The following is a 20,751-nucleotide window of genomic DNA, read 5'->3' as shown; positions in this document are numbered from 1 at the left end:
GTGAACTAAGTGATGCCTTGGTATTAACTTTGTAAAACTTTTTTTATAGTATCAGAATTGTTTTATTGATCAACCTCAATTTTATTTACAATCGTACGCGGGTCTCTGACGAGTGAAATGCTCACCAATTTCCACTATTTCCCAATGATTTTCCTTGTAACCTGACGGCATCTCACGTTATGCCAAAGAAATATCACGAATTATCACAAAGAAAATTTGTGTCATAATCGTGCGCTACGTTTCCGTAAGAAATGTTACTGTTCTGCCATTTTCATTTTCAGCAGCGCCAGGGGATAACCAACGCATGAGCGGCAAAATCTTATGGGGCGAAGGATTGTTCCTCCGCCCCCAGCATTTCCAGCAACAGGACCAGTACCATGAGGATCGGCTGCACCGCACGGCGGGCCTGCTGCATCCGTATGCCTGGGGCGTCGTCGCGGTCCAGGTCGACCGCGACGCGCTGGCCAACGACGCGCTGCGCCTGCTCGAACTGTCGGTGCGTTTTCCCGACGGCGAGCTGTATTCCGCGCCGGGCGGCGACGACCTGCCGGACGCCGTCGACCTGAGCCAGCTGCCGCAATCCGTGCAGACCGTGACGTGGCACGCCGCCCTGCCCGGCTTCAAGCCGTACGGCGCGAACTTCAGCGGCCACCGGACCGACGGCGACGGCGCGCACACCGCGCGCTTCGCGCAGCTGGACCGCGACACGCCGGACCTGTACACGCAGGCCGCGAGCGCGCAGCTGACGTATCTGCGCAAGACGGTGCGCCTCGTGTCGGACGGCGAGCCGCTGGACGCCTACGTGCACGTGCCCGTGCTGCGCCTGCGCCGCGCGGCCACCGGCGGGTTCGAGCTCGATGGCTCGTTCGTGCCGCCCAGCCTGACGATCAGGAGCGCGCCTCTGCTGTTCCTGCAGCTGCGCCGGCTGGTGGATGCGCTGCAGGCGAAGGTCAGTGCGCTGTACGGCCACCACCGCGAACCGAGCCGGCACGTGATCGAGTTCCGCTCGGGCGACATGTCGTCGTTCTGGCTGCTGCACACGGCCAGCACGGCGTGCGCGAGCCTGTCGCACTACTTCCACAATCCGGCGCTGCATCCGGAGCGGCTGTACGAACAACTGCTGTCGCTGGCGGGCAGCCTGATGACGTTCTCGAAGAGCTGGACCCTGGCCGACCTGCCGCCGTACCAGCACGCCGACCCCGGCCCCGCGTTCGCGACGCTGCACCAGATCATCCGCGAACTGCTCGACACCGTGATCTCGTCGCGCTACTTCGCCATCGCGCTGCGCGAAGTGAAACCGTCGTACTGGCACGGCATGCTGGACTCGGAAAAAATCGACGACAAGACCACGTTCTACCTGGCCGTGTCCGGCGACCTGCCGGCCAGCGAACTGGTGGACGTGGTGCCGCTGCGGCTGAAGATCGGCGCGCCGGACGACGTGGAAAAATTCGTGCTGTCCGCGATGCCCGGCGTGCGGCTCGTGCACGCGCCGCAGGTGCCGGCCGCCGTGCCGGTGCGGCCGGACGCCGTCTACTTCGCCATCGAGGCGAAAGGCCAGATGTACGAGCGCATGCTGCAGGCGCAGTCGATCTCGATCTACGTCCCCGGCAGCATGGCGGACGTGAAGCCCGACCTCGTCGCCGTGACCTCCTGAACCCGAGAGACCTTCCATGACCACCGCAACCGCACCTTCCCTCATGGCCGCCGGCACCCCGGCGACCGCGCCGGCGGCGCCGCAGACGCTGCTGGACCTGATGTACGACGGCTTCTACGCCCTGTTCATGCTCAAGAACGGCAACGGCCCGCAGGACGACGCCGCGTTCGCGCGCAAGATGACGCAATTCCTCGACGACTTCGGCCGCAACGCGCGCAAGCACAACGCGTCGCCGGACGACGTCGACGCCGCGAAATACGCGTTCTGCGCCGCGGTCGACGAGATCATCCTGCGCTCGCACTTCACGATCCGCGACGCGTGGGAACGCCGCCCGCTGCAGCTGCAGCTGTTCGGCGACCAGCTCGCGGGCGAACACTTCTTCGAGCGCCTGGAACAGCTGCGCGCGCGCGGCAGCGCCCACGTGGAAGCGCTCGAAGTCTTCCACATGTGCCTACTGCTCGGCTTCCAGGGCCGCTACATCCTGGAGGGGACGGAAAAGCTGAACTACCTGACGTCGCGCCTGGGCGACGAGATCGCGCACATGAAGGGAAAGCGCGGCGGCTTCGCGCCGCACGCGGAACGTCCCGACCAGATCCGCCACAAGCTGCGCAGCGACCTGCCGCTGTGGGTGCTGTACTCGGTGTTCGGCCTGATCTGCGTGCTGGGCTACGTGGGACTGCGCACGTCGCTCGGACACACGAGCGAGGCGCGCATGAATGCGTACAGCGACGTCGTCAAGATGGCGCCGCGGGCGGCGAATCTCACGATCACGCTGCCTTGACGTTCGCGCGGGCACGGGGTGCCCGCCCTACGCAACATCATGCCTGCAACGACAACCGGTAGACCGTCGTCTGCCGGTACACCTGCCCCGGATGCAGCATCACGCGCGGCCACGCTGCGCTCATGAGGCCGGGCCGCGCGTGGGCTTCGACGCGGAACGCGTCCAGGCGCGGCTGGCCCGCGACGCCTGCGCCGCTGCTGAACCGCACGGCCGCCTCGGTCGTGTGGAGCTGCAGGCGACGCCCGGAGGCCGGGTCGAACACGCGGGCCACTTCGCGCAGCTGACCCTGGCCGCCGGCGAAGTGGTTGCGGACGCAGAAGCAGTGATCGAAGCCGCCGGCCCGCTGCAGCTGGGTGTCGGTCCAGTGCAGGCGCGGGCCGATGGCGGCGGCATGGCGGAAGTCGAAGGCCGTCCCGCCCACTGCGGCCACGCCGGCGGGCGTGCCGGCGGACCCCGTTTCCTCGAAATAGTCGGCGTCGATCTGCACCATGTGGTCGCCCACGTCGGCCAGGCTGCCGGAGAGATTGAAGGAAGGATGCGCCAGCGACGCGAGCGGGATCGGCACGCCGGCCACGGCCTGGTACTCGATCGACAGGGCGCCGTCGTCGTCCAGGCGGTAATGCACGAGCATCCCCGCCCCGTCGCCGCCCGCGATGAGCGCCAGCGACACGACGCCGTTCGCCTGCCGCCCCTCCCAGCGCGCGGCGCGGCCGCCGGACGGGATGCCCTCGACGTCCGGCTGCACGACATCGGCCATGCGGCCGTAACGGTCCGGCGCGACCCAGGCACGCAATTGCGCGCCCCGTTCAGCGATCGTCACGGTCATGCCGGCCGCGTTCTCGAGCATGAACGAGCGTTCGCCGGCCGACACGGCCGGGGCGCCCGGAATGAGGTGGATCGTCATTGCAGTCTGGCTTCCCGAGTTCCGATAGGAAGCCATTCTCCGGGCCCGCGCGTTGTGTTTCAATTGCGAAAATCACCAGCGGGCCGAACGATTCTCGCCGATGCTACGCGGCGGTGCGTTCGCCCAGCGCCCGGTCGCGCCACGCGCGCGGCGTACACCCGAGTTCGCGCTTGAACACGAGGTGCATGTACTGCGTGGATGTGAACCCGCAGCCCAGCGCCACGTCCGCGATGCTGCGTTCGCCGCTTTCCAGGCCCGCCTTGGCCGCCTCCAGCTTCGACTTGAGGATCATGTCGTGCACGCTGCAACCCAGCTCCTGGCGGAAATAGACTTCCAGCGAGGAGCGCGACACGCCGACGTACTCCGCCACCTGGTGCGTCTTGATGCCCTGGCACGCGTACTGGCGGATGTAGTGGCAGGCCCGCATCACGTGTGGATGCTTGACGGCCTGGAAGCGGCTCGACGCGAGGACGTTGATGCCGGCCGGCGGCACGAGGATGCGCGTGTTCGACAGGCGCACGCCGTGCAGCATCTGCTCCAGCAGGTGCGCCGCCGTGCGGCCCATCTCGTGCGCGCCCTGGATCACGGAACTGAGCGGAATGCGGGTCAGCATGCGCACCAGGGGGTCGTTGTCGATGCCGATCAGCGCCACCTGCTCCGGCACCGAGATGCCGGCGATCGCGCAGGCCTGCAGCAGCTGGCGCGCGCGCGCGTCCGTGACGGCGATGACGCCCACCGGCTTGGGCAGGCTGCGCAGCCAGTCGATCTGGCCCTGCACCGCCGCGTCCCACGACGCCGCGCTGGTCTCGCAGCCGCGGAAGATCTCCGCTTCCATCCTGTCTTCGGCCATCAGGGTGCGGAACGCGCACTCGCGCTCCTGCGCCCAGCGGCTTTCCTGCGCTTCGGGCAGGCTGAACATGGCAAAGCGCTGCAGGCCGACGTCGATCAGGTGGTCGCGCGCCAGCTTGACGAGCTTGAAATTGTCGGTCGCGACATACGGCACGCCGGGCGGATACGCGTCCTCGTTCCCATAGGAACCGCCGACGCCGACCACCGGCACCGTGCAGCCGGACAATGCCCGGACGACCGCCGGGTCGTCGAAATCGGCTATCACGCCATCGCCCTGCCAGCGATCCATTCCATTCAGGCGCAGGCGGAAATCCTCTTCCAGAAATAAATCCCAGGCCACGCGCGTACCGCCCAAATGGCCGGCAATTCCGGCAATCACTTCGCGATCGAAGGTTTTGTTTCCGTTGAATAGCAGCGCTATCCGATAGGCTTTCGTCGTTTTCACTGTTGTCGTCTCCCTGTGAAACTATTCTTATTTTGTTTCCGGGCCAAACGGGCCCGGTATGGCATGTTTAGTAAACAGCTCGGTAAACAGATAACGCAGCAACAAGGAGATCAGGCAGGACCATGCCCGGCGCATCGGGGCAAACAATGGATGATGTTTTCCAGGCGCCGGGACAATGCGCTCGTTGCGAGCGCGCGGCTGGAATGGGTTAGGCACGGGACATGCGCAGTCATGGGATGGTTCCTCGTAGCTTGGCCGGGGTGCCGGTGGCGGCGCCCCTTCAGCTCAAGAATAGGACCCCACCCCGGGGCGCCTATAACGTCAGCAAGTGGATTTCTTTCACCGTGCAAAAAGTACGATCAGTTCTGCAGGGAGTGGAAGGCTGGATCAGCCGTTTCCCACCTTTTTTGGACGCGGCTCGGCGTCGAAGGACGGCTGATCGGGTGCCAGCGTCCGGAATGCCTTCGGCGTGCAACCGTACTCTTCCTTGAACAAACGGTTGAAATACGACACGTTGCCATAGCCGACCGAATAAGCGATTTCCGCCACGGTCGCGGTGCTTTTTTCCGTGAGCAGGCGCGCCGCTTCGGTCAGCCGCAATTTATTCACATAACCGGTGAATGTCATGCCGAGTTCCGTTTTCAGCAGGTCATTCACTTTATTCCGGTTGGCACCGGTGCCGGCCACCACGCTTTCCAGGTCCAGTTCGGGATTCGTGTAATTCGTCGCAATGAATTTAAGGACCGTCGCCATTTCCTCGTCCCGATAGGGTTGCAGGGTTAATTGGCGATAAGCGACCAGCGGTAAATCCTTTTTCAATCTGGAACTCAGGCTGGCCGCCAGGGTGCGCGTATGGGTCCGGAAAAACCAGATGCCGAACATAATCCAGCCCGTCCCGAGAATCACGGCGAGCGCGACGATATACCGGTAATCCTGCCTGTGCAATTTGATATTGCTGATGTCGACGTGCGCATCGAGGTCGAATGGCGTTCGCGAACTCGAACCGAAAGAAAACTGCGCCACCTTGTCGAGCTGGTAATCCTTGGACGACAGCGGCAGCTTCATCATCGACAGCCACCAGTCGGGGACGGTCAGCCGCCGGATGTCGATGGACACGGGCACGCCCTGCTCGTTACAAGGAAAGAACGTACCGGGCGACCGGTAGGTGATGTACTGGCCCGGGACCGAGATCTTGTCGTCGAACACGGTCATGCCCAGCATCATCGGATAGGCGGGCGAGCAGCGCGCGGTGAACGTGATGGTCTCGTATCCCCGCAGGTCGACCGTGGCCAGGTTGCCCTTCGCGTCCTTGGCCATGAACCGGGTGCCGGCAAACGGAAACTTGCCGTCGTGCGTCAGGCGGTAGTCGAAGGATACCGCGCCGGGTCCCGCACCGCGCAGACTGACTGCCGACGTGCCGCCCAACTCCTTGTCGGACACGGCGACGGGGTCCCAGCGGATGCCGTCCCGGAGCGCCGGCGACAGCGTATAGGTCGGCTGGCTCAGGAAAATGAACAAGGCCGCGAGCAGCGCATCCACGACCAGCAGTGCGATCAGAAAGAGCAGCGCCTTCTTGTAAAACTCTTGCATGGTCGTACGGCCGTTGAGTGATCTTCGATCGCTCCGATCATAACAGCCCGGTCAATACGATGGCAAAAAAAGGGGCGGCCCAGGGCCGCCCCATAAAACCTACCATGCCAGGCGGTAGGAGACTACCCAGCCATTGTGGAAGCCATGACGCGCCGCCGCAATTGTGAAAAATGCCAGGAGCCCATACGAAATTGCCCAGCATCGACACCTACGACAAATCGTATGGCAGGAAGCGAATTTCGTAATTGCCCGACCCTGCCCCAACACGTCAGAATGCATGACTATCCAGACCTGTATCCATAAGAAAGGCTACGAATGTTCCCTCGGAGACTCCTCCCACTCGCGCTGGCGTGCGCACTCGCAGGCGGCGCGTGCGCCCCCGCTGCGGCGGCCCAGCCGGACCTCCCGACCGTCCTGTACGGCGCGGCGTACTATCACGAATACATGCCCTACGAGCGGCTGGACAAGGACGTCCAGATGATCAAGGCAGCCGGCTTCAACGTCGTGCGCCTGGGCGAATCGACATGGAGCCTGTGGGAGCCGGAGGACGGCCGCTTCGAGACGGCGTGGATGGACCGCGTCGTCGACGCGATGGGCAAGGCCGGCATCAAGGTCATCATGGGCACGCCCACCTATTCGATCCCCGCGTGGATGGCGCGCCAGCATCCGGAAATCCTGGCGACCAAATTCAACGGCGCGAAGAACACGTACGGCATGCGCCAGAACATGAACACGGACGCCCCCGCCTACCGCTTCTACGCGGAGCGCCTGATCCGCCGCATCGCCGCGCACTACAAGGACAACCCGAACGTCATCGGCTGGCAGGTCGACAACGAGACGGGCAGCTACGGCGCCGCCAACGACGACGTCTTCATCCGCTTCCAGCACTACCTGGAAAAGAAATTCGGCACGCCGGAAAACCTCAGCCGCGCCTGGTTCCTGAACTACTGGGGCCAGGACCTGCATTCGTGGACCGACCTGCCCCGGCCGGACGGCGCCCAGAGCACGGGCTACAAACTGGAATGGTCGCGCTGGAGCCAGATGCGCGTGACGGACTTCCTGCACTGGCAGGCGCAGCTCGTGCGCGAATGCGCGGGCCCGCGCCAGTTCGTCACGCACGATTTCGCCGGCTCGCTGCACGGCGACGTCAACGAAAGCGCCGTCGCGCAGAAGCTCGACGTCGCCGGCGTGAACATCTACCACTGGGGCACGCAGGACCAGTACAACGGCGCCGCCCAGAAGCTCGACGGCGACTTCACGCGCTCGCTCAAGCGCGGCAACTTCCTCGTCACGGAAACGAACGCGCAGACGACCGACTGGAGCTCCTCGTTCCAGTACCCGCCGTACGACGGCCAGTTCCGCCAGGACGTCTACACGCATCTGTCCAACGGCGCCAACATGGTCGAATACTGGCACTGGGCGTCGATCCACGCGAACCAGGAGACGTACTGGAAAGGCGTCCTCTCGCACGACCTCGAGCCGAACCGCGCCTACGCGGAAATGAGCCGCACCGGCAAGGAACTGCAGAAGATCGGCCAGCGCCTCGTCGACCTGCGCATCCGCAACGACGTCGCGATCCTGTGGAGCCGCGATTCGCTCAATGCCATCAACGACATGCCGTTCGCGAAGCAGTCGCAATGGGGCTCGGCGGGCAGCAACGCCGACTACGGCTCGGAAGTGCGCCAGATCCACCGCGCGCTGTACGACCTGAACGTCGGCACCGACTTCGTGTTCCCGGACACGGCCGACCTGTCCGCGTACAAGGTCCTGGTCGTGCCGTCGCTGTACATCGCGGACGACGCGCTGCTGCAGCGGATCGCCGAGTTCGTGCGCAAGGGCGGCCACGTCGTGATGGGCTTCAAGAGCGGCTTCGCGAACGAGAACGCCGCGGTGCGCTGGACGATGGCCCCGGGCCCGCTGCGCCAGGTGCTCGGCTTCCACTACCAGGAATTCTCGAACCTCGCGCAGCCGCTCGCGCTGAAGGGCGACCCGTTCCAGGCCGGCGACGACAACAAGGTGCGCCACTGGGCCGAATTCCTGCAGCTGGATACGGCGAAGGCGCTCGCCTGGTACGACCACCCGTTCTTCGGGCGCTGGCCGGCCATCACGGCGAACCAGTTCGGCGCGGGCAAGGCCGTCTACGAGGGCACGTATTTGTCGGACAAGCTGCAGAAGGCCGTGCTGCAATCCGTGCTGCAGGAGAAAGGCCTGATCGGACCGGACCAGCAACTGCCGTCGCACATCCAGGCGCGCACGGGCGTGAACCGGTTCGGCAAGACGATCCGGTATTACTTCAACTACTCGGGCAATCCCGCGACGTTCACGTACCGCCACAAGACCGGCACGGACCTGCTGACGTCCCGCGCCGTCAAGGGCGACGAGGCCGTCACGCTGGCGCCGTGGGATCTCGCGATCGTCGAAGAGAACTGAAAAGGAGCCTCGGAAAACCGTCGCGAGCGGCAACAGTGCAACGCGCAGCAGGTTTTACGACGCTTCTTAACTGAAAAGGAGCCTCGGAAAACCGTCGCGAGCGGCAGCAATGTTGTCCGAGAAGCGCAGCTGTACGAGTAGTACAGCGAGCATCGCAGGGCAACAGTGCAACGCGCAGCAGGTTTTACGACGCTCCTTAACGGAAGAGCAGCTGGGCGTAGTGATACAGGTTTTCCGCCCAGCTGTCCCGGTCATGCCCATACCCGTCCACGTTCCACACGTGGGCGACGCCCTGCTCGCGCAGCTGGCGGTGCACGCCCTGCGCGACGTTGATCAGTCCATCGCGGTTGCCGCACGACAGATACACCAGTTTCAGCTTGCCCTTCGCCTGTGCCGCCTCACCGGCCAGCTTCGCGGGCGCTTCCGTGTTCGGCGCCGGCGAGAAGCCCGCCACCCAGTTGAACGCTTCCGGATGCCCCAGGCCGAAATTCAACGCCTGCCCGCCGCCCATCGACAGGCCGCCGATCGCGCGGTGCGCGCTGTCCTTCAAGGTCGGATACGCGGCGTCGACGGCGGGAATCAGCGAATCCAGCAGGTCGCGCTCGAAGCGCGCGAAGCCGGCCGCGTTTTCCGGCGTGAACACCTTGTTCTCCGGCGGCGAGCGGTCGTCCGCCAGCGCACGGCCGTTCGGCATCACGACGATCATCGGCACGATCTTGCCGGCGGCCGTGAGGTTGTCGAGGACGTCCTGCGCGCGCACATAGCCGCGCCACTCGTCCTGGTTGCCGCCGATGCCGTGCAACAGGTAAAGCACCGGGTAGCGGTGCGACTTGTCGTAACCGGGCGGCAGCCAGACGTTCGCCGTGCGGCGCTTGTTGGTGACGCTGGACGCGTACGTGAACGTCTCCACCTTCCCTTGCGCGCGGCCCGGCTGCGCATCCGCGAATCCGGCGGGCGGCGGCGCGAACGCGCGCACGTCGTCCGCTGCAAGGACGATCGTGCGCGCGAAGTTGGCGCGCGCCGTTTCTGCGCTGACCTTGGCGTTGACGTCGGTGTCCTGCGCCTGGGCGGCGGTGCACAGCAGGGCGACCGCCAGGGCAGCGGCAAACTGAATCTTCATGTCTCGGTTCCTGAATGGATTATTGTTGGATTGTCACGGCCCGGCCATCGTACACGAGATCGACCGCCTTGCCCTGCCGGCCGACGATGACGACCTTGAACCGGCGCCGCGCCTTCATGCCCGGGAACCCGCCGCGGCGCTGCGCGATCGTCAGCTTGCGTGCCGCGTCGTCCCAGTGCATGCCGGTGAGCGCGTATTCGCCGCGCTCATAGCCCCACCCCTCGCCCGCGTCCTCGTAATACGTGTAGTCGCCGTCGGCACCCGGGTAGATCCGCAATTCGATCGGCGCATCGAGCCGTTCCGACGCATATTGCACGACAGGCCCCAGCGGGACGATGCTGCCCGCCCGGACGTGCACCGGCATGCGGTCGATCGACGCGGCCGCCGCGACCGTACGGCCGCCGGCCAGCCGCTCGCCGGTCCAGAAATCGAACCACGTGCCCGCCGGCAGATATACGTCGCGGGTCCGCGCCGCGCCGTCGATCGGCCTGGAGCCGGGCGCGAAATACATCGGCGTCGTCACGGGGCTCACCATGATGCCGTCGCCGAACAACATCTGCGACTTGAGGTCGTGCGTGCGCGGGTCTTGAGGGAACGCGAACGCCACCGGGCGGATGAACGATGCGCCGCGCAGGTGCACGAGGCCGGCCTGCGAATAAATCGCCGGCAGCAGGCGGTAGCGCAGCCGGATGGCATCCACGATGGCGTCGTGGAACGGCGTGCCCGGCGCGCCGAAGTGCCACGGCTCGCGCGGCGTGTCGGTGCCGTGGCTGCGGAACATGGGGAGGAACGCGCCGAGCTGCAGCCAGCGCGTGTACAGCTCGCGGTAGCCCAGGTCGGCGGCGCCCTGGTCGAAGTCGCCGGCCATGAACCAGGGCCGGCCGCGGGCGACGAAGAACCCACCGACGTCGAACGTGACGTACGGGTTGCCCGACGCGCTGTAACTCTGGACCGCCGCGACCTGTTGCGCGAACACGGACCACGTGGCCGAGATGTCGCCGGTCCATGCGACGGCCCCCGCGGCCTGGCTGCCGGGATAGGCGGACCGCGTCAGGTTCACGAGGCGCTTGCCGGGCGCCTGCCTGCGCCAGTTGCGCATGAAATGCTGCGCGTCGACGAGCGCGTAGGCGTTCAGGTATTGCGGATCCATGACGCGCGCCAGGCCGTCGACGTTGACGTCGTCCGCGCGCCCCGAACGCTTCGCATCCCACGTCCAGTCGGCGACTTCCGGCTCGGTCGAGTCGCACCACCACGCGTCGATGCCGTGCCGGCCCAGGTATTGCCACACGTTGCGGAAATAGACGTCGGCCGCTTCCGGCCGGAAGAAATCGACGTACGGCGTGCCGCCGCTCAGGTAGCCGCCCTCCTTCAGTTCCTTGCCGGGCCCATCGAGCGGGCTCGGATTCGGCCAGATCGAGATCATCACGTGCGCGTTCTCGGCGTGCACGGCCTTCGTCATCGCGGCGATATCGGGATAGCGCGCCGCTTCCGGCACCGGGCTGCCCCAGTGGTCCGGCGCCCAGTAATTCCAGTCCTGCACGATGAGGTCGAGCGGGATGCGGCGCTGGCGGAATGCCTTCACCGTCTCGACGACTTCGTCCTGCGTCTTGTAGCGTTCCTTCGACTGCACGTAGCCGTACGCCCAGCGCGGCAGCATCGTCGCGGCGCCCGTCAGCTCGCGGTAGCCTTCCACCGCGCCATCCATCGACGGCCCGAGGATGAAGTAGTAATCGAGATCGTCCACCACGTCGCTCGTCATGGACATGCCCGTCTTCCCGTCCGCGAACGTCATGGCGCTGTACGTGTCGAACAGCACGCCGTAGCCGCGCGTCGACACGACGAACGGGATGGCGATGCGCAGGTTGTGCTGGTACAGGCGCTTCGTCTTGCCGCGCAGGTTCAGGTCCGCCGTCTCGTCGAAACCCAGGCCGTACAGCGCCTCGTCGTCGCCCAGGCGGAACCCCGCCGTCGCCTTCCAGGCGTCGCGGTCCTTCGATTGCACGTATTTGGTGGCCACCTGGCGGTCGCCGTCGACCGTCCTGACGGTGGACACCGTGGCGGGATCGGGCGTCGACTTGAACACGGCCACCCGTTCGAACGCACGGGGCGCCGCATCGTCCTCGCGCAGCAGCACCGTGCCGGCCGCGTTGCGGAACGCGAGTGCGCCCGTCGTCCGGTCCACGGCGACGCCCACCTGCGCCGAACGCAGGATGCGGGCCCCGCCCTCGTCGCTGGCCGCGATCGCCCCCGGCCTGCCGGCGACCGGCGCCCGCATGAGGTGGGCGGATGTCGACCAGTCTCCGTTGCGCGTCGCCGTGACGTGCACGATGCGGTCGGTGACGAAATCGACCTTCACGCGGGTGTCGTCCACCCGGTATTCGATGCCGCTGCCGGACTCGCGCACGTCCCGGATCGCCGCGAACGCGGCGTCCCGGCACAGCAACAGCACGGATGCCGCCAGCGCGGCCCGCAGCGGCCGCCGCATCGTTGCGCGGCTCATTGTGACGCTTGTGTCAACGTGACGACGGCACCGCCGGAACCGGCCAGCTTGAGCTTGAGGCGGCTCTTGCCCGTCACGCGTGCGTTACGCGCGGCCAGGTGATTGCGGTCCATGCCGTCTTCCAGGATCGCGGCCGAATAATTCGCGCCCGGCGCCAGGAAGTCCAGCGGCAGGTCGACCGTGCGTGCAGATTCGTTCGTCATCGCGCCAATGTACCACGTGTTGCCCTTGCGGCGGGCGGTCACGATGTACTGGCCGATGTCGCCGTCCAGCACGCGCGTCTCGTCCCACGTGGTCGGCACGGCGCCGATGAACGTCGCGCCGTCGGCCCAGGTGCCGTCCGCGTTGCGGTAGGCGTCCGGGCTGTCGGCCACCATGCCGAACGGCGAATCGTACACGACGTACATCGCGACGGCCTGGCCGCGCGTCGTCTGCACGAACGGCTTGACGTTGCGGCGCTGGCCCATGAAGTCCTTCGCCGCGATCGAGCGGAAGCCGCCCGGCGTGTAGTCGATCGGACCGAGGATCATGCGCGTGAACGGCAGGGTCACGTTGTGGGTCGCCGTGACGCGCGCGCTCCACTTGTTGTACTCGGCGCCCATCACGCCTTCCTGCGTCATGTAGTTCGGATAGGTGCGCGTGAGGCCGTCCGGCGGATACGCGCCGTGCAGGTCCACCATCAGGTGGTGCTTCGCGGCCTTCGACAGGATCTTGTGGTAGAAGTCCACCATGTCCTGGTCGGTGCGGTCCATGAAGTCGACCTTGACGCCCTTGATGCCCCACGATTCGTACAGCGCGAACGCGTCGTCCATCTGGCGGTCGAGCTGCTTCCACTGCAGCCAGACCCACACGCCGATGTTCTTCTGCTTCGCGTACTTGATGATGGCCTGCATGTCCATCGCGGGGATGGGCTTCAAAGGATTGGACGGCAGCGGCTTCTCGGAGCTTCCCTCGTACCAGCCTTCGTCGATCAGGATGTAGTCGAGGCCCAGGCTGGCCGCGAAGTCGGTATAGGCTTTATAGGTCGCGGTGTTGACGCCCGCGCCCGGCATGTCGACGGCCCAGCCGTTCCACCAGTCCCACGATGCCTTCCCCGGCTTGATCCAGCTGGTGTCCGCGATCGTCGACGGGCTGCCCAGCGTCGCGATCAGGCTGGATTGCGTCAGGCCGCCCGGCGTGTCGGCCACCATCACCACGCGCCACGGCGTGGCGAGCGGCGCGTCGGCCAGCGTCGCGCGCACGGCCGGGCCTTGCACCTGCACGTCGCCGTCGTAATGCGGCGCCAGCACGACCGCTACGCCCAGGCCGCCGTCGCCGCGGCCGGAATAATACGCGCCGGCATAGCCGCGCTTGTCCGCTTCGGCGATGGCGAACGTGGTCTTCTTGTTGCCCGTCTTGCACACGAGCGGAGCGTCGAACGTGTGGTGCGGCCGGATCGTCGATGCCGGCACGGGATCGAACTCGCCCTCGTGCGAGCTGTCGAAGCGGCCCGGATTGAAACCCCAGCAGCGGTAGTCGGCCGGGAAGTCGAAGCGCGTGGCCTCGCCGTTGATGCCCAGGTCGGCCACCTGCTGGCGCGGCAGCACGTAGCGGAACGCGACGCCGTCGTCGTAGGCGCGGGCGACGAGGTTGACCTTGACCGGCTTGTCCTTGCCGGCCAGTTGCAGCTCGACCTGGCTGTAGCGGTCCGCGACGCTGGATGCCTTGCCGGCGACCGGGCGCCACGTCTCGTCGACGGTCTTGTTCTCGACGCCGGTGACGCGCAGGGTGGTGCCGTCCAGCGCGCCCTCGGTCGTGCCCAGGCCGAGGGGCGATTGTGCGATCACCGTGACGCCGTCGCGGATGACCGTGTATTCCAGCTTGCCGTCGGCGGCGGTGAGTTCGATGCGGGTGCGGTGGTCGGGCGAGACGACCGTGTACGGCGCGGCGGCGTGCGCCGGCAGGGCGGCGGCAACGGCGACGAGCGCCGGGATCAGGTGTACGTGTTTCATGTTCAGGCGACTTTCAGCGTGATGGCATATGGCAGTGCGGCGCGTTCGCGCGGCAGCGTGACATGCAGGCCCTCGGCCGTCTGGCGGAACGCGAGCGCGCCGCCGCCCACGAGTTCGACGCGGGACACGGCCTTCTTGAGGTGCTCGCCGCCGGCGCGCATGGTCTTGATGGTCACGGTGCCGTTGTCCGGCCAGCCCATCACGAACGCGTACACGGCGTCCTTGCCGGCCGTGAAGCGGATGTCGGCGCCGGAGAACGGCTTGCCCTTGCCTTCGTTGAAGCCGGGGCCGGACATCGGCGCCGCGGCCGCCTCCGCCACCGGTCCTTCGCCGTACAGCGCCCACGGACGCGAATCGTAGATGCCTTCGCCGTTGACGGCCATCCAGCGCCCGATTTCCTCGACGATGGCGCGTTCCTGCTCGTCGATCGTGCCGTCGCCGCGCACGGGCACGGACAGCAGCAGGTTGCCGTTCTTGCTGACGATGTCGATCAGCGTGTGCACGACCGTCTGTGCGCTCTTGTACGCCTTGTTGTCGTAGATGCGGCGGTCATAGTGCCAGCTGCCGATGCAGGTGCAGGTCTGCCACGGCAGCGGTTCGATGCGCGGGCTCTGGCCGCGCTCGATGTCCCACACCATCGACTTGCGCTGCACCTCGTCGAGGATCTTGCCGTTGACGACGGCTTGAACCTTGCCGTGCTTCGCGGCGCTGCGGTTGTACATGTGCGCGGCCAGGCGCATGCCGATGTCGCTGACCGGATACAGGGGCAGCACGGTGTCGTCGTAATACACGAGATCCGGGTCGTAGTTGTCGAGCAGGTCGACGGTGCGGTTGTACAGCTTGTCCGCATACGCCTTGTCCGGCGGGAGCACGCCGCCGCCCCATGCCCAGCGCTGGTCGGTGCTGCCGCCGTCCTTGCTGAGCGGGTGGTTCTGCGCGTACAGCGCCTGCGGATCCAGCCCGTTCCACCACTGGCCCTTGCCGTCGGCCTTCTTCAGGCGGCCGTCGTACGGCACGCCGGCCAGCGGGCCAGTCTTGTCGGCGCCCTGCGCCGTCTCGTACCAGTTCCATGCGTGGGCCGCGTGCACGGACACGCCGAAGCGCAGGCCGTGCTTGCGTGCCGCGTCGCGCCAGCCGCCGACCAGGTCCTTGCCCGGGCCCAGCTTCGTCGAATTCCACTCCGGCTGGTAGCGGCTCTTGTACAGGTCGAAGTTGTCGTGGTGGTTCGCCAGTGCGACGAAGTACCTGGCGCCCGCCTTCTTGTACAGGCCCACGAGTTCGTCCGGATTCCAGCGCTGCGCCTTCCACCGATGGATCACGTCCTTGAAGCCGAACTTCGACGGGTGACCGTATTTCGCGACGTGGTATTTATAGTGGTCGCTGCCCTCCTCGTACATGCCGCGCGCGTACCAGTCGCCGTGTTCCGGCTCGCATTGCGGGCCCCAGTGCGCCCAGATGCCGAACTTCGCGTTGCGGAACCAGTCCGGGGTTTCATATTTCGACAGCGAGGGCCAGGTCGGTTCGAACGGACCGGTGGCCATCGGCACGCGGGCGCCGGCGGCGCCGGCGTACGGGGACACGGCGAGCGCCGGGATGGCGGCCGCCATATGCTGCAGGAGTTCACGTCGTTTCATCGGTTTCTTTCCAAGGTGGGTGACGGCCGCTCGAGGGGCGGCTCTTCGACTATCCACGGGATGGTGCCCGTGGCCCCGGACGCCCGCAATTATCAAATCTGCCAGAAGCCATTACGATTTTCGTATGGGTTCGCCCGTGATTTGCGCCACGAGCGCGGCGTGGCCCGGCATCGCGCCGACCACCTGCCGGATCGTCGCGTGCACCTTGCGGAAGTGATCCAGCAGGCGTGCCTGGTCCATGCGGTCGATCAGGGGGTCGGTCCGCTCGGGGCGGATGCCGTGGCCCAGCAGGATAGCCGCGTACGAATCGGCCTGGAAGCCTTCGCGGTCGTAGATGGTGATGCGGCCCGCGCTGCGGAACAGGTCGATCTGGTGCTGCAGCGTGTCCGGGATCGGCATATCGGCGCAATAGCGCCAGAATTCGGAATCGGTGCGGTTCGTCAGCTTGTAGTGCAGGACGATGAAGTCGCGCACGAATTCGTAGCGCTGCGCGACGAGGCGGTTGAATTCGTCGGCCAGTTCCTGGTTGCAGTCGCGGTCCGGGAAATACTGGATCAGCCAGCCGACCGCCAGTTCGATGATGTTGATGCTGGTCGATTCGAGCGGCTCCAGGAAGCCGCTCGACAGGCCCACCGCCACGCAGTTCTTGACCCACGACTTGCGCCGCCGGCCCGTCGTGAAGCGCAGCTGGCGCGGCGTATCCAGCGCCTCGGTGTCCAGGCCGTCCAGCAGCACGCGTCCCGCCTCGTCGTCCGACATGAACGCGTTGCAGTACACGTGGCCGTTGCCGTTGCGGTGCTGCAGCGGGATGCGCCACTGCCACCCGGCCGGCTTCGCCGTCGCGCGCGTGTACGGCGTGAGCTGGTCGGCCAGCGCGCTGGGCACGGCCTGGGCGCTGTTACAGGGCAGCATGGCGCTCCAGTCCTCGTAGCCCGACTTGTACACGCCCTCGATCAGCAGGCCGCGGAACCCCGTGCAGTCGACGAACAGGTCGCCGTCGATGCGGCGGCCGTCCTTCAGTTGCAGCGCCGTGATGAAGCCCGTCTCCGGGTGCTGCTCGACGTGGCCGACCGTGCCCTCGACGCGCTGCACGCCCCGCGCCATCGCGTACTCGCGCAGGTACAGGGCATACAGGCCCGCGTCGAACTGGAAGCCGTACGAATAGGCATTGGTGGGGCCGGGCTGGTCGCCATGCGGCGGCACGAACTTATTCTCGTGGGCCATCGCCGTCGAGATCGACCATTCCTCGTACGACGGCATGTCCGGGTTGTCGCGCGCGAGGCGCAGCCAGTACATGAAGGCCGGGCGGTTCTCGATCGTCGGGCCGAAATCGCTGAAGCCGTGGAAGAACCGGTTGCCGAGATGACCCCAGTCGCAAAAATCGATGCCCAGCTTGAACGTGGCCTTCGTGCGCCGCACGAAGTCGGTGCCGTCGATACCGAGCGCATGGTTGAAGTAGCGGATCGTCGGCAGCGTCGATTCGCCGACGCCGACGGTGCCGATCTCCGGCGACTCGACGAGGACGATCTCGCACGACGCGCCCAGCTTGAGCGCCAGCGGCGCGGCGGTCATCCAGCCGGCGGTGCCGCCGCCCACGATGACGATTTTACGGATGGCCTTGTCGGACATGGTGTTCTCCAGTACAGAAACGCAAATACCTCCGGCGCACGGTCGGAAAGTGTACCTCATCCGCACCGGGCCGCCGGCAAAAAAAAGGCCGCCAAGAAGGCGGCTGGCTTGCGGCGACGCCTCCCGCGGTCGCGACTGCGAACCGCAGGAGGCAAGCGCCTCACGACGTCTTAGAACGCGTAGCGCGCCGACACCGTGAAACGACGTCCGGTGTAGTTCACGCCGTACAGTTTCATGCCGATGCCCTGCTGGTTGTACGACTTGTAGAGCGCGTCGGTGAGGTTCGACGCGTCGAAGTTCACGGTCAGGTTATCGGTGGCCTTGAACTGGATGCCCATGTCAAGCTGTCCGTAGGCACCGGCCCATGCCGGCAGCACGTAGTTCGCCGAATAGCCCTGGTTGAATTTCGGGTCGTCCGGATTCATCGAGATGCCGCTGGTGTCGTACGTACCCCACGTGTGAATCGCCGTCATCGCGGCCGAGCGCCAGCTGTACGCCAGGCGCGCCGACACCGGTCCCTTGTCGTACAGCAGCGCCAGGTTGTACGCGTTCTTCGACAGGCCCATCACAGGCAGGTCGCCGCTCAGGTAGCGGCCGTCGGTGTCGCACCCGCCCAGCGCGCCGATGATCGTCGTCTCGGGCGTGGTCGGCGTACACCATGTACGGTTCCCCGGCAAGCCCACGTCGAGTTTGCTGTTGATGTAGGTGTAGTTGGCCGATACCCCGAAGCCGGACAACAGGCCGGGCAGCATGTCGAAATACTGCTGGTAACCGAGCTCCAGACCGCTGACGCGACCGCGTGCCCCGTTGACCGGCGAAGTGAGGAGGAAGTCGTGCGACTGGCCGGTCACGTCCTTGATCGGAACGAGCGTCGTCCTGTCGATGACGATGTCCTTGAGCTTCTTGTTGAACAGCGCCAGCGTGAGCGAGTTGCCCTTGCCGAAGTAGTATTCCGCCGTCAGGTCGAGATTGTTCGACCTGGTCGGTTTGAGCTGCGTGTTGCCGTTGGCACTGCCGGTGTAGTCGATCGTGCGGAGGATCTGTTTGTTCGGGTCCGTCGGATCCGGGTCGCGCTTGGGCGACACGCTCAGCGTCGTATAGGCCTGCATCTTGTAGAAATCGGGCCGCGACATGCCTTGCGACGCCGCGAAGCGGAACTGCAGCTCGTCGCTTGCCTTCATCCTCAGGTTCAGCGTCGGCAAGGTATTCGTGTAGGTGTTGTCGAAATTCTGCTTGTTCGACATCGCTGCGAACATGGGCACACCGGACGCGGCATCCTCCGGCTTGGTCGCGTCGAGCAGCGTGTAGCCTTCCGCCATTTCCTTCGTGCGCACGACGCGCACGCCCACGTTGCCGTCCACCGGGAAGCGCAGGTTATCGAAGCCGAAACGAAGCTGGCCATAGATGGACTGCGTGCGCTCGCCCTGCTTGTTGCGGGCGATGGGGTCGCCGAACGGAGCGGGCTTCCAGTTGCAGATATCGTCGCTCAAGTGGTCGGGTTTGCAGACCGCCTGAACGAATTCGTGCAGCGTGAAGAAGCCGGGCGGCGGCGAGCCGCTACCGGTCAACCCCTGCGTCGGCACCACGAGCGCCGGCACCGACGTCTTGCCGTTGAAGAAGCCACGGAACGGCTGCGTGGTGTTGAATTTGTTGAAGCGCGGATCGCCCAGGGAGATCATCGAGCTCAGCGGCTGCCACGTTGCAGGCCCGACCGCCCACGAGGCGCCGAGCCCGGTCCATTGGCTGTTGGGCGTATTCGCCTGCGTGAGCGAATTACGCTCGGTCTGGCGGAAGCCGAAACGCAGGTCCTGGAGAATCGGATGATCGAACGTGTACTTGCCGTCCAGTTTCAGCGCGTTCTGCGTGGCGAAGGCCACGTCCCGGTGCTGCTGCGTGGAGTCCCAGTTGTAGTTGGCGACGTCCGACAGGAAAGCCCGGTCCGAGGCGTCGAAGGTGACCTGCGGGATGTCTCCCCTCAGGTCCACGACCTGCTTCGCCATGTAGGCGTTCAGCGCCACCAGGTTGTCCCAGCCTTCCGTGGTCGACCGGGTGTGCTGCAGGTCCAGGTCGAAGGACAACTGCTCCGACGCCTTCCATTTCGTGTTCCATGCAATGTCGGTCGTCGCGGATTCGCGGCCCACGCTGCGCGCATTGGAGCCGATCAACAGGCCCTTGTCCTGGGGATCGGTCAGCGTGCCGGTCAACAGCGCGCCGTGGCTGTCGAACGTGGCGTCGGAGACCATGACGTTACGCGGATTCACCTGCATGAACTGCTGGTTCTCCGCCGTCGCCAGCTTGTATTTCGTCCTGAAGTAGGTCAGGCCGGAGACCCAGTCGCCCTTTTTCCACTGCAGCGCGCCATAGACGCCCTCGCGGGTGCGATCGTAGTCGCCCGTGTTCCAGTTGACGCCCGGGGGAACCCAGCGCTCCTGGCCACTCGTGTCGCCCACCACGGCGTCGATGCGCGGGAAGTAGTGGCCGACACCCATGCCGTTGCTGCGCGTGGCGACCTTCGAACGCGACACGTCGATCAACGCACCGACCTGGCCCAGGCTGGTGTTCCAGCGGTTCGACAGCATGCCGGAAAACGCCGGCGCGGTGGTGCCGCGCTGCTGCGAGCGCGTGGCTTCCGCCGTCACCCCGCCCTTGAACCCCTTGAAGTCGAACGGCATCGCGGTACGCAGGTCGACCAGGCCGCCGATGGCGCCTTCGATCCGCTCGGCGGACGGGTTCTTGTACACGTCGATGCCCGCCAGCAGTTCGGGCGGCACATCCTCGAAGCTCAGTGCACGGCCGCCGTTCGCGGAGAACGAGTCGCGTCCGTTCAATTCCGAGCGCACGTAGCTGAGGCCGCGGATCGACACGCCGCTGCCTTCCGCGGCGAAGCGATTGTCCTCGCCCACGCCTTGCAGCGGATCGGCCCGGCCCAGGATGCGGTCGATGGTCACGCCCGGCATGCGCTGCAGGACTTCGGTCACCGACTTGTCCGGTAGTTTGCCGATGTCGTCGGCGACGACGGAGTCGATGATCTCGTCCGCCGTTCGCTTCCGGGCGGCGGCCGATTCCAGCGCGGCGCGCTGGCCCACGACGACGACGGTGGTAGCCTCGTCCTTCTTCACGGCGTCGGCCGCGTACGCGCCGTGCGCGAACATGGCCCCGCTGGCCATCAGCACGAACTGCGCTGCTCCGGTCGCGATGGCGGTTCTTTGAAACTGCTTCACTTG

General features: G+C 65.8%; 12 protein-coding genes. 3 read left to right on the top strand and 9 right to left on the bottom strand.

The window, feature by feature from the left end:
- Nucleotides 1-304 precede the first annotated feature (304 nt).
- Both tssK and icmH read left to right on the top strand, forming a co-directional pair.
- Nucleotides 305-1,654, top strand: a complete 1,350-nt coding sequence (tssK, locus tag ASD28_RS07260) for a type VI secretion system baseplate subunit TssK (RefSeq protein ID WP_056125838.1) — start codon at nt 305-307, stop codon at nt 1,652-1,654.
- Nucleotides 1,655-1,670: 16 nt separating this feature from the next.
- A complete protein-coding gene (gene icmH / locus ASD28_RS07255; RefSeq protein ID WP_056125835.1) occupies nt 1,671-2,435 on the top strand; it encodes a type IVB secretion system protein IcmH/DotU in 765 nt (254 codons plus the stop codon).
- A 37-nt stretch (nt 2,436-2,472) separates the two neighbouring features.
- Here the strand turns inward: icmH and ASD28_RS07250 are convergent, their stop codons facing one another.
- From ASD28_RS07250 to ASD28_RS07240, 3 genes are all read right to left on the bottom strand, one after another.
- A complete protein-coding gene (locus ASD28_RS07250) occupies nt 2,473-3,339 on the bottom strand; it encodes a hypothetical protein (protein WP_056125834.1) in 867 nt (288 codons plus the stop codon).
- A gap of 103 nt (nt 3,340-3,442) precedes the next feature.
- Nucleotides 3,443-4,567, bottom strand: a complete 1,125-nt coding sequence (locus tag ASD28_RS07245) for a substrate-binding domain-containing protein (protein WP_371831783.1) — start codon at nt 4,565-4,567, stop codon at nt 3,443-3,445.
- A gap of 453 nt (nt 4,568-5,020) precedes the next feature.
- On the bottom strand, nt 5,021-6,223 hold the full coding sequence (locus ASD28_RS07240) for an AraC family transcriptional regulator (RefSeq protein WP_056125831.1): 1,203 nt from the start codon (nt 6,221-6,223) through the stop codon (nt 5,021-5,023).
- A gap of 315 nt (nt 6,224-6,538) precedes the next feature.
- Between ASD28_RS07240 and ASD28_RS07235 the strand changes: the two genes are divergently transcribed.
- A complete protein-coding gene (locus tag ASD28_RS07235; RefSeq protein WP_056125828.1) occupies nt 6,539-8,653 on the top strand; it encodes a beta-galactosidase in 2,115 nt (704 codons plus the stop codon).
- A gap of 196 nt (nt 8,654-8,849) precedes the next feature.
- Here ASD28_RS07235 and ASD28_RS07230 read toward each other — a convergent pair whose 3' ends face one another.
- The 6 genes from ASD28_RS07230 to ASD28_RS07205 form a co-directional block, all read right to left on the bottom strand.
- A complete protein-coding gene (locus ASD28_RS07230; protein ID WP_056125826.1) occupies nt 8,850-9,773 on the bottom strand; it encodes an esterase family protein in 924 nt (307 codons plus the stop codon).
- Between the two features lie 19 nt (nt 9,774-9,792).
- Nucleotides 9,793-12,273 carry a TIM-barrel domain-containing protein gene (locus tag ASD28_RS07225; protein WP_082577243.1) on the bottom strand — a complete coding sequence of 827 codons (2,481 nt, stop codon included), beginning with the start codon at nt 12,271-12,273 and terminating at the stop codon, nt 9,793-9,795.
- Complete coding sequence (locus ASD28_RS07220; RefSeq protein WP_056125822.1) at nt 12,270-14,264, bottom strand: glycoside hydrolase family 97 protein; 1,995 nt, start codon at nt 14,262-14,264, stop codon at nt 12,270-12,272. Before ASD28_RS07220 ends, ASD28_RS07225 begins: the two co-directional genes overlap by 4 nt.
- A 2-nt stretch (nt 14,265-14,266) precedes the next feature.
- Nucleotides 14,267-15,898, bottom strand: a complete 1,632-nt coding sequence (locus ASD28_RS07215; RefSeq protein ID WP_056125821.1) for an alpha-L-fucosidase — start codon at nt 15,896-15,898, stop codon at nt 14,267-14,269.
- 111 nt (nt 15,899-16,009) lie between these two features.
- Complete coding sequence (locus ASD28_RS07210; RefSeq protein WP_056125820.1) at nt 16,010-17,527, bottom strand: tryptophan halogenase family protein; 1,518 nt, start codon at nt 17,525-17,527, stop codon at nt 16,010-16,012.
- Nucleotides 17,528-17,697: 170 nt separating this feature from the next.
- Nucleotides 17,698-20,748: a TonB-dependent receptor gene (locus ASD28_RS07205; protein WP_156403763.1), complete on the bottom strand. Its 3,051-nt coding sequence runs from the start codon at nt 20,746-20,748 to the stop codon at nt 17,698-17,700.
- Nucleotides 20,749-20,751: the final 3 nt, after the last annotated feature.

The organism is Massilia sp. Root133 (assembly GCF_001426525.1).
Lineage (GTDB): Bacteria > Pseudomonadota > Gammaproteobacteria > Burkholderiales > Burkholderiaceae_D > Telluria > Telluria orientalis.
This window is presented reverse-complemented; position numbering and strand designations above follow the sequence as displayed.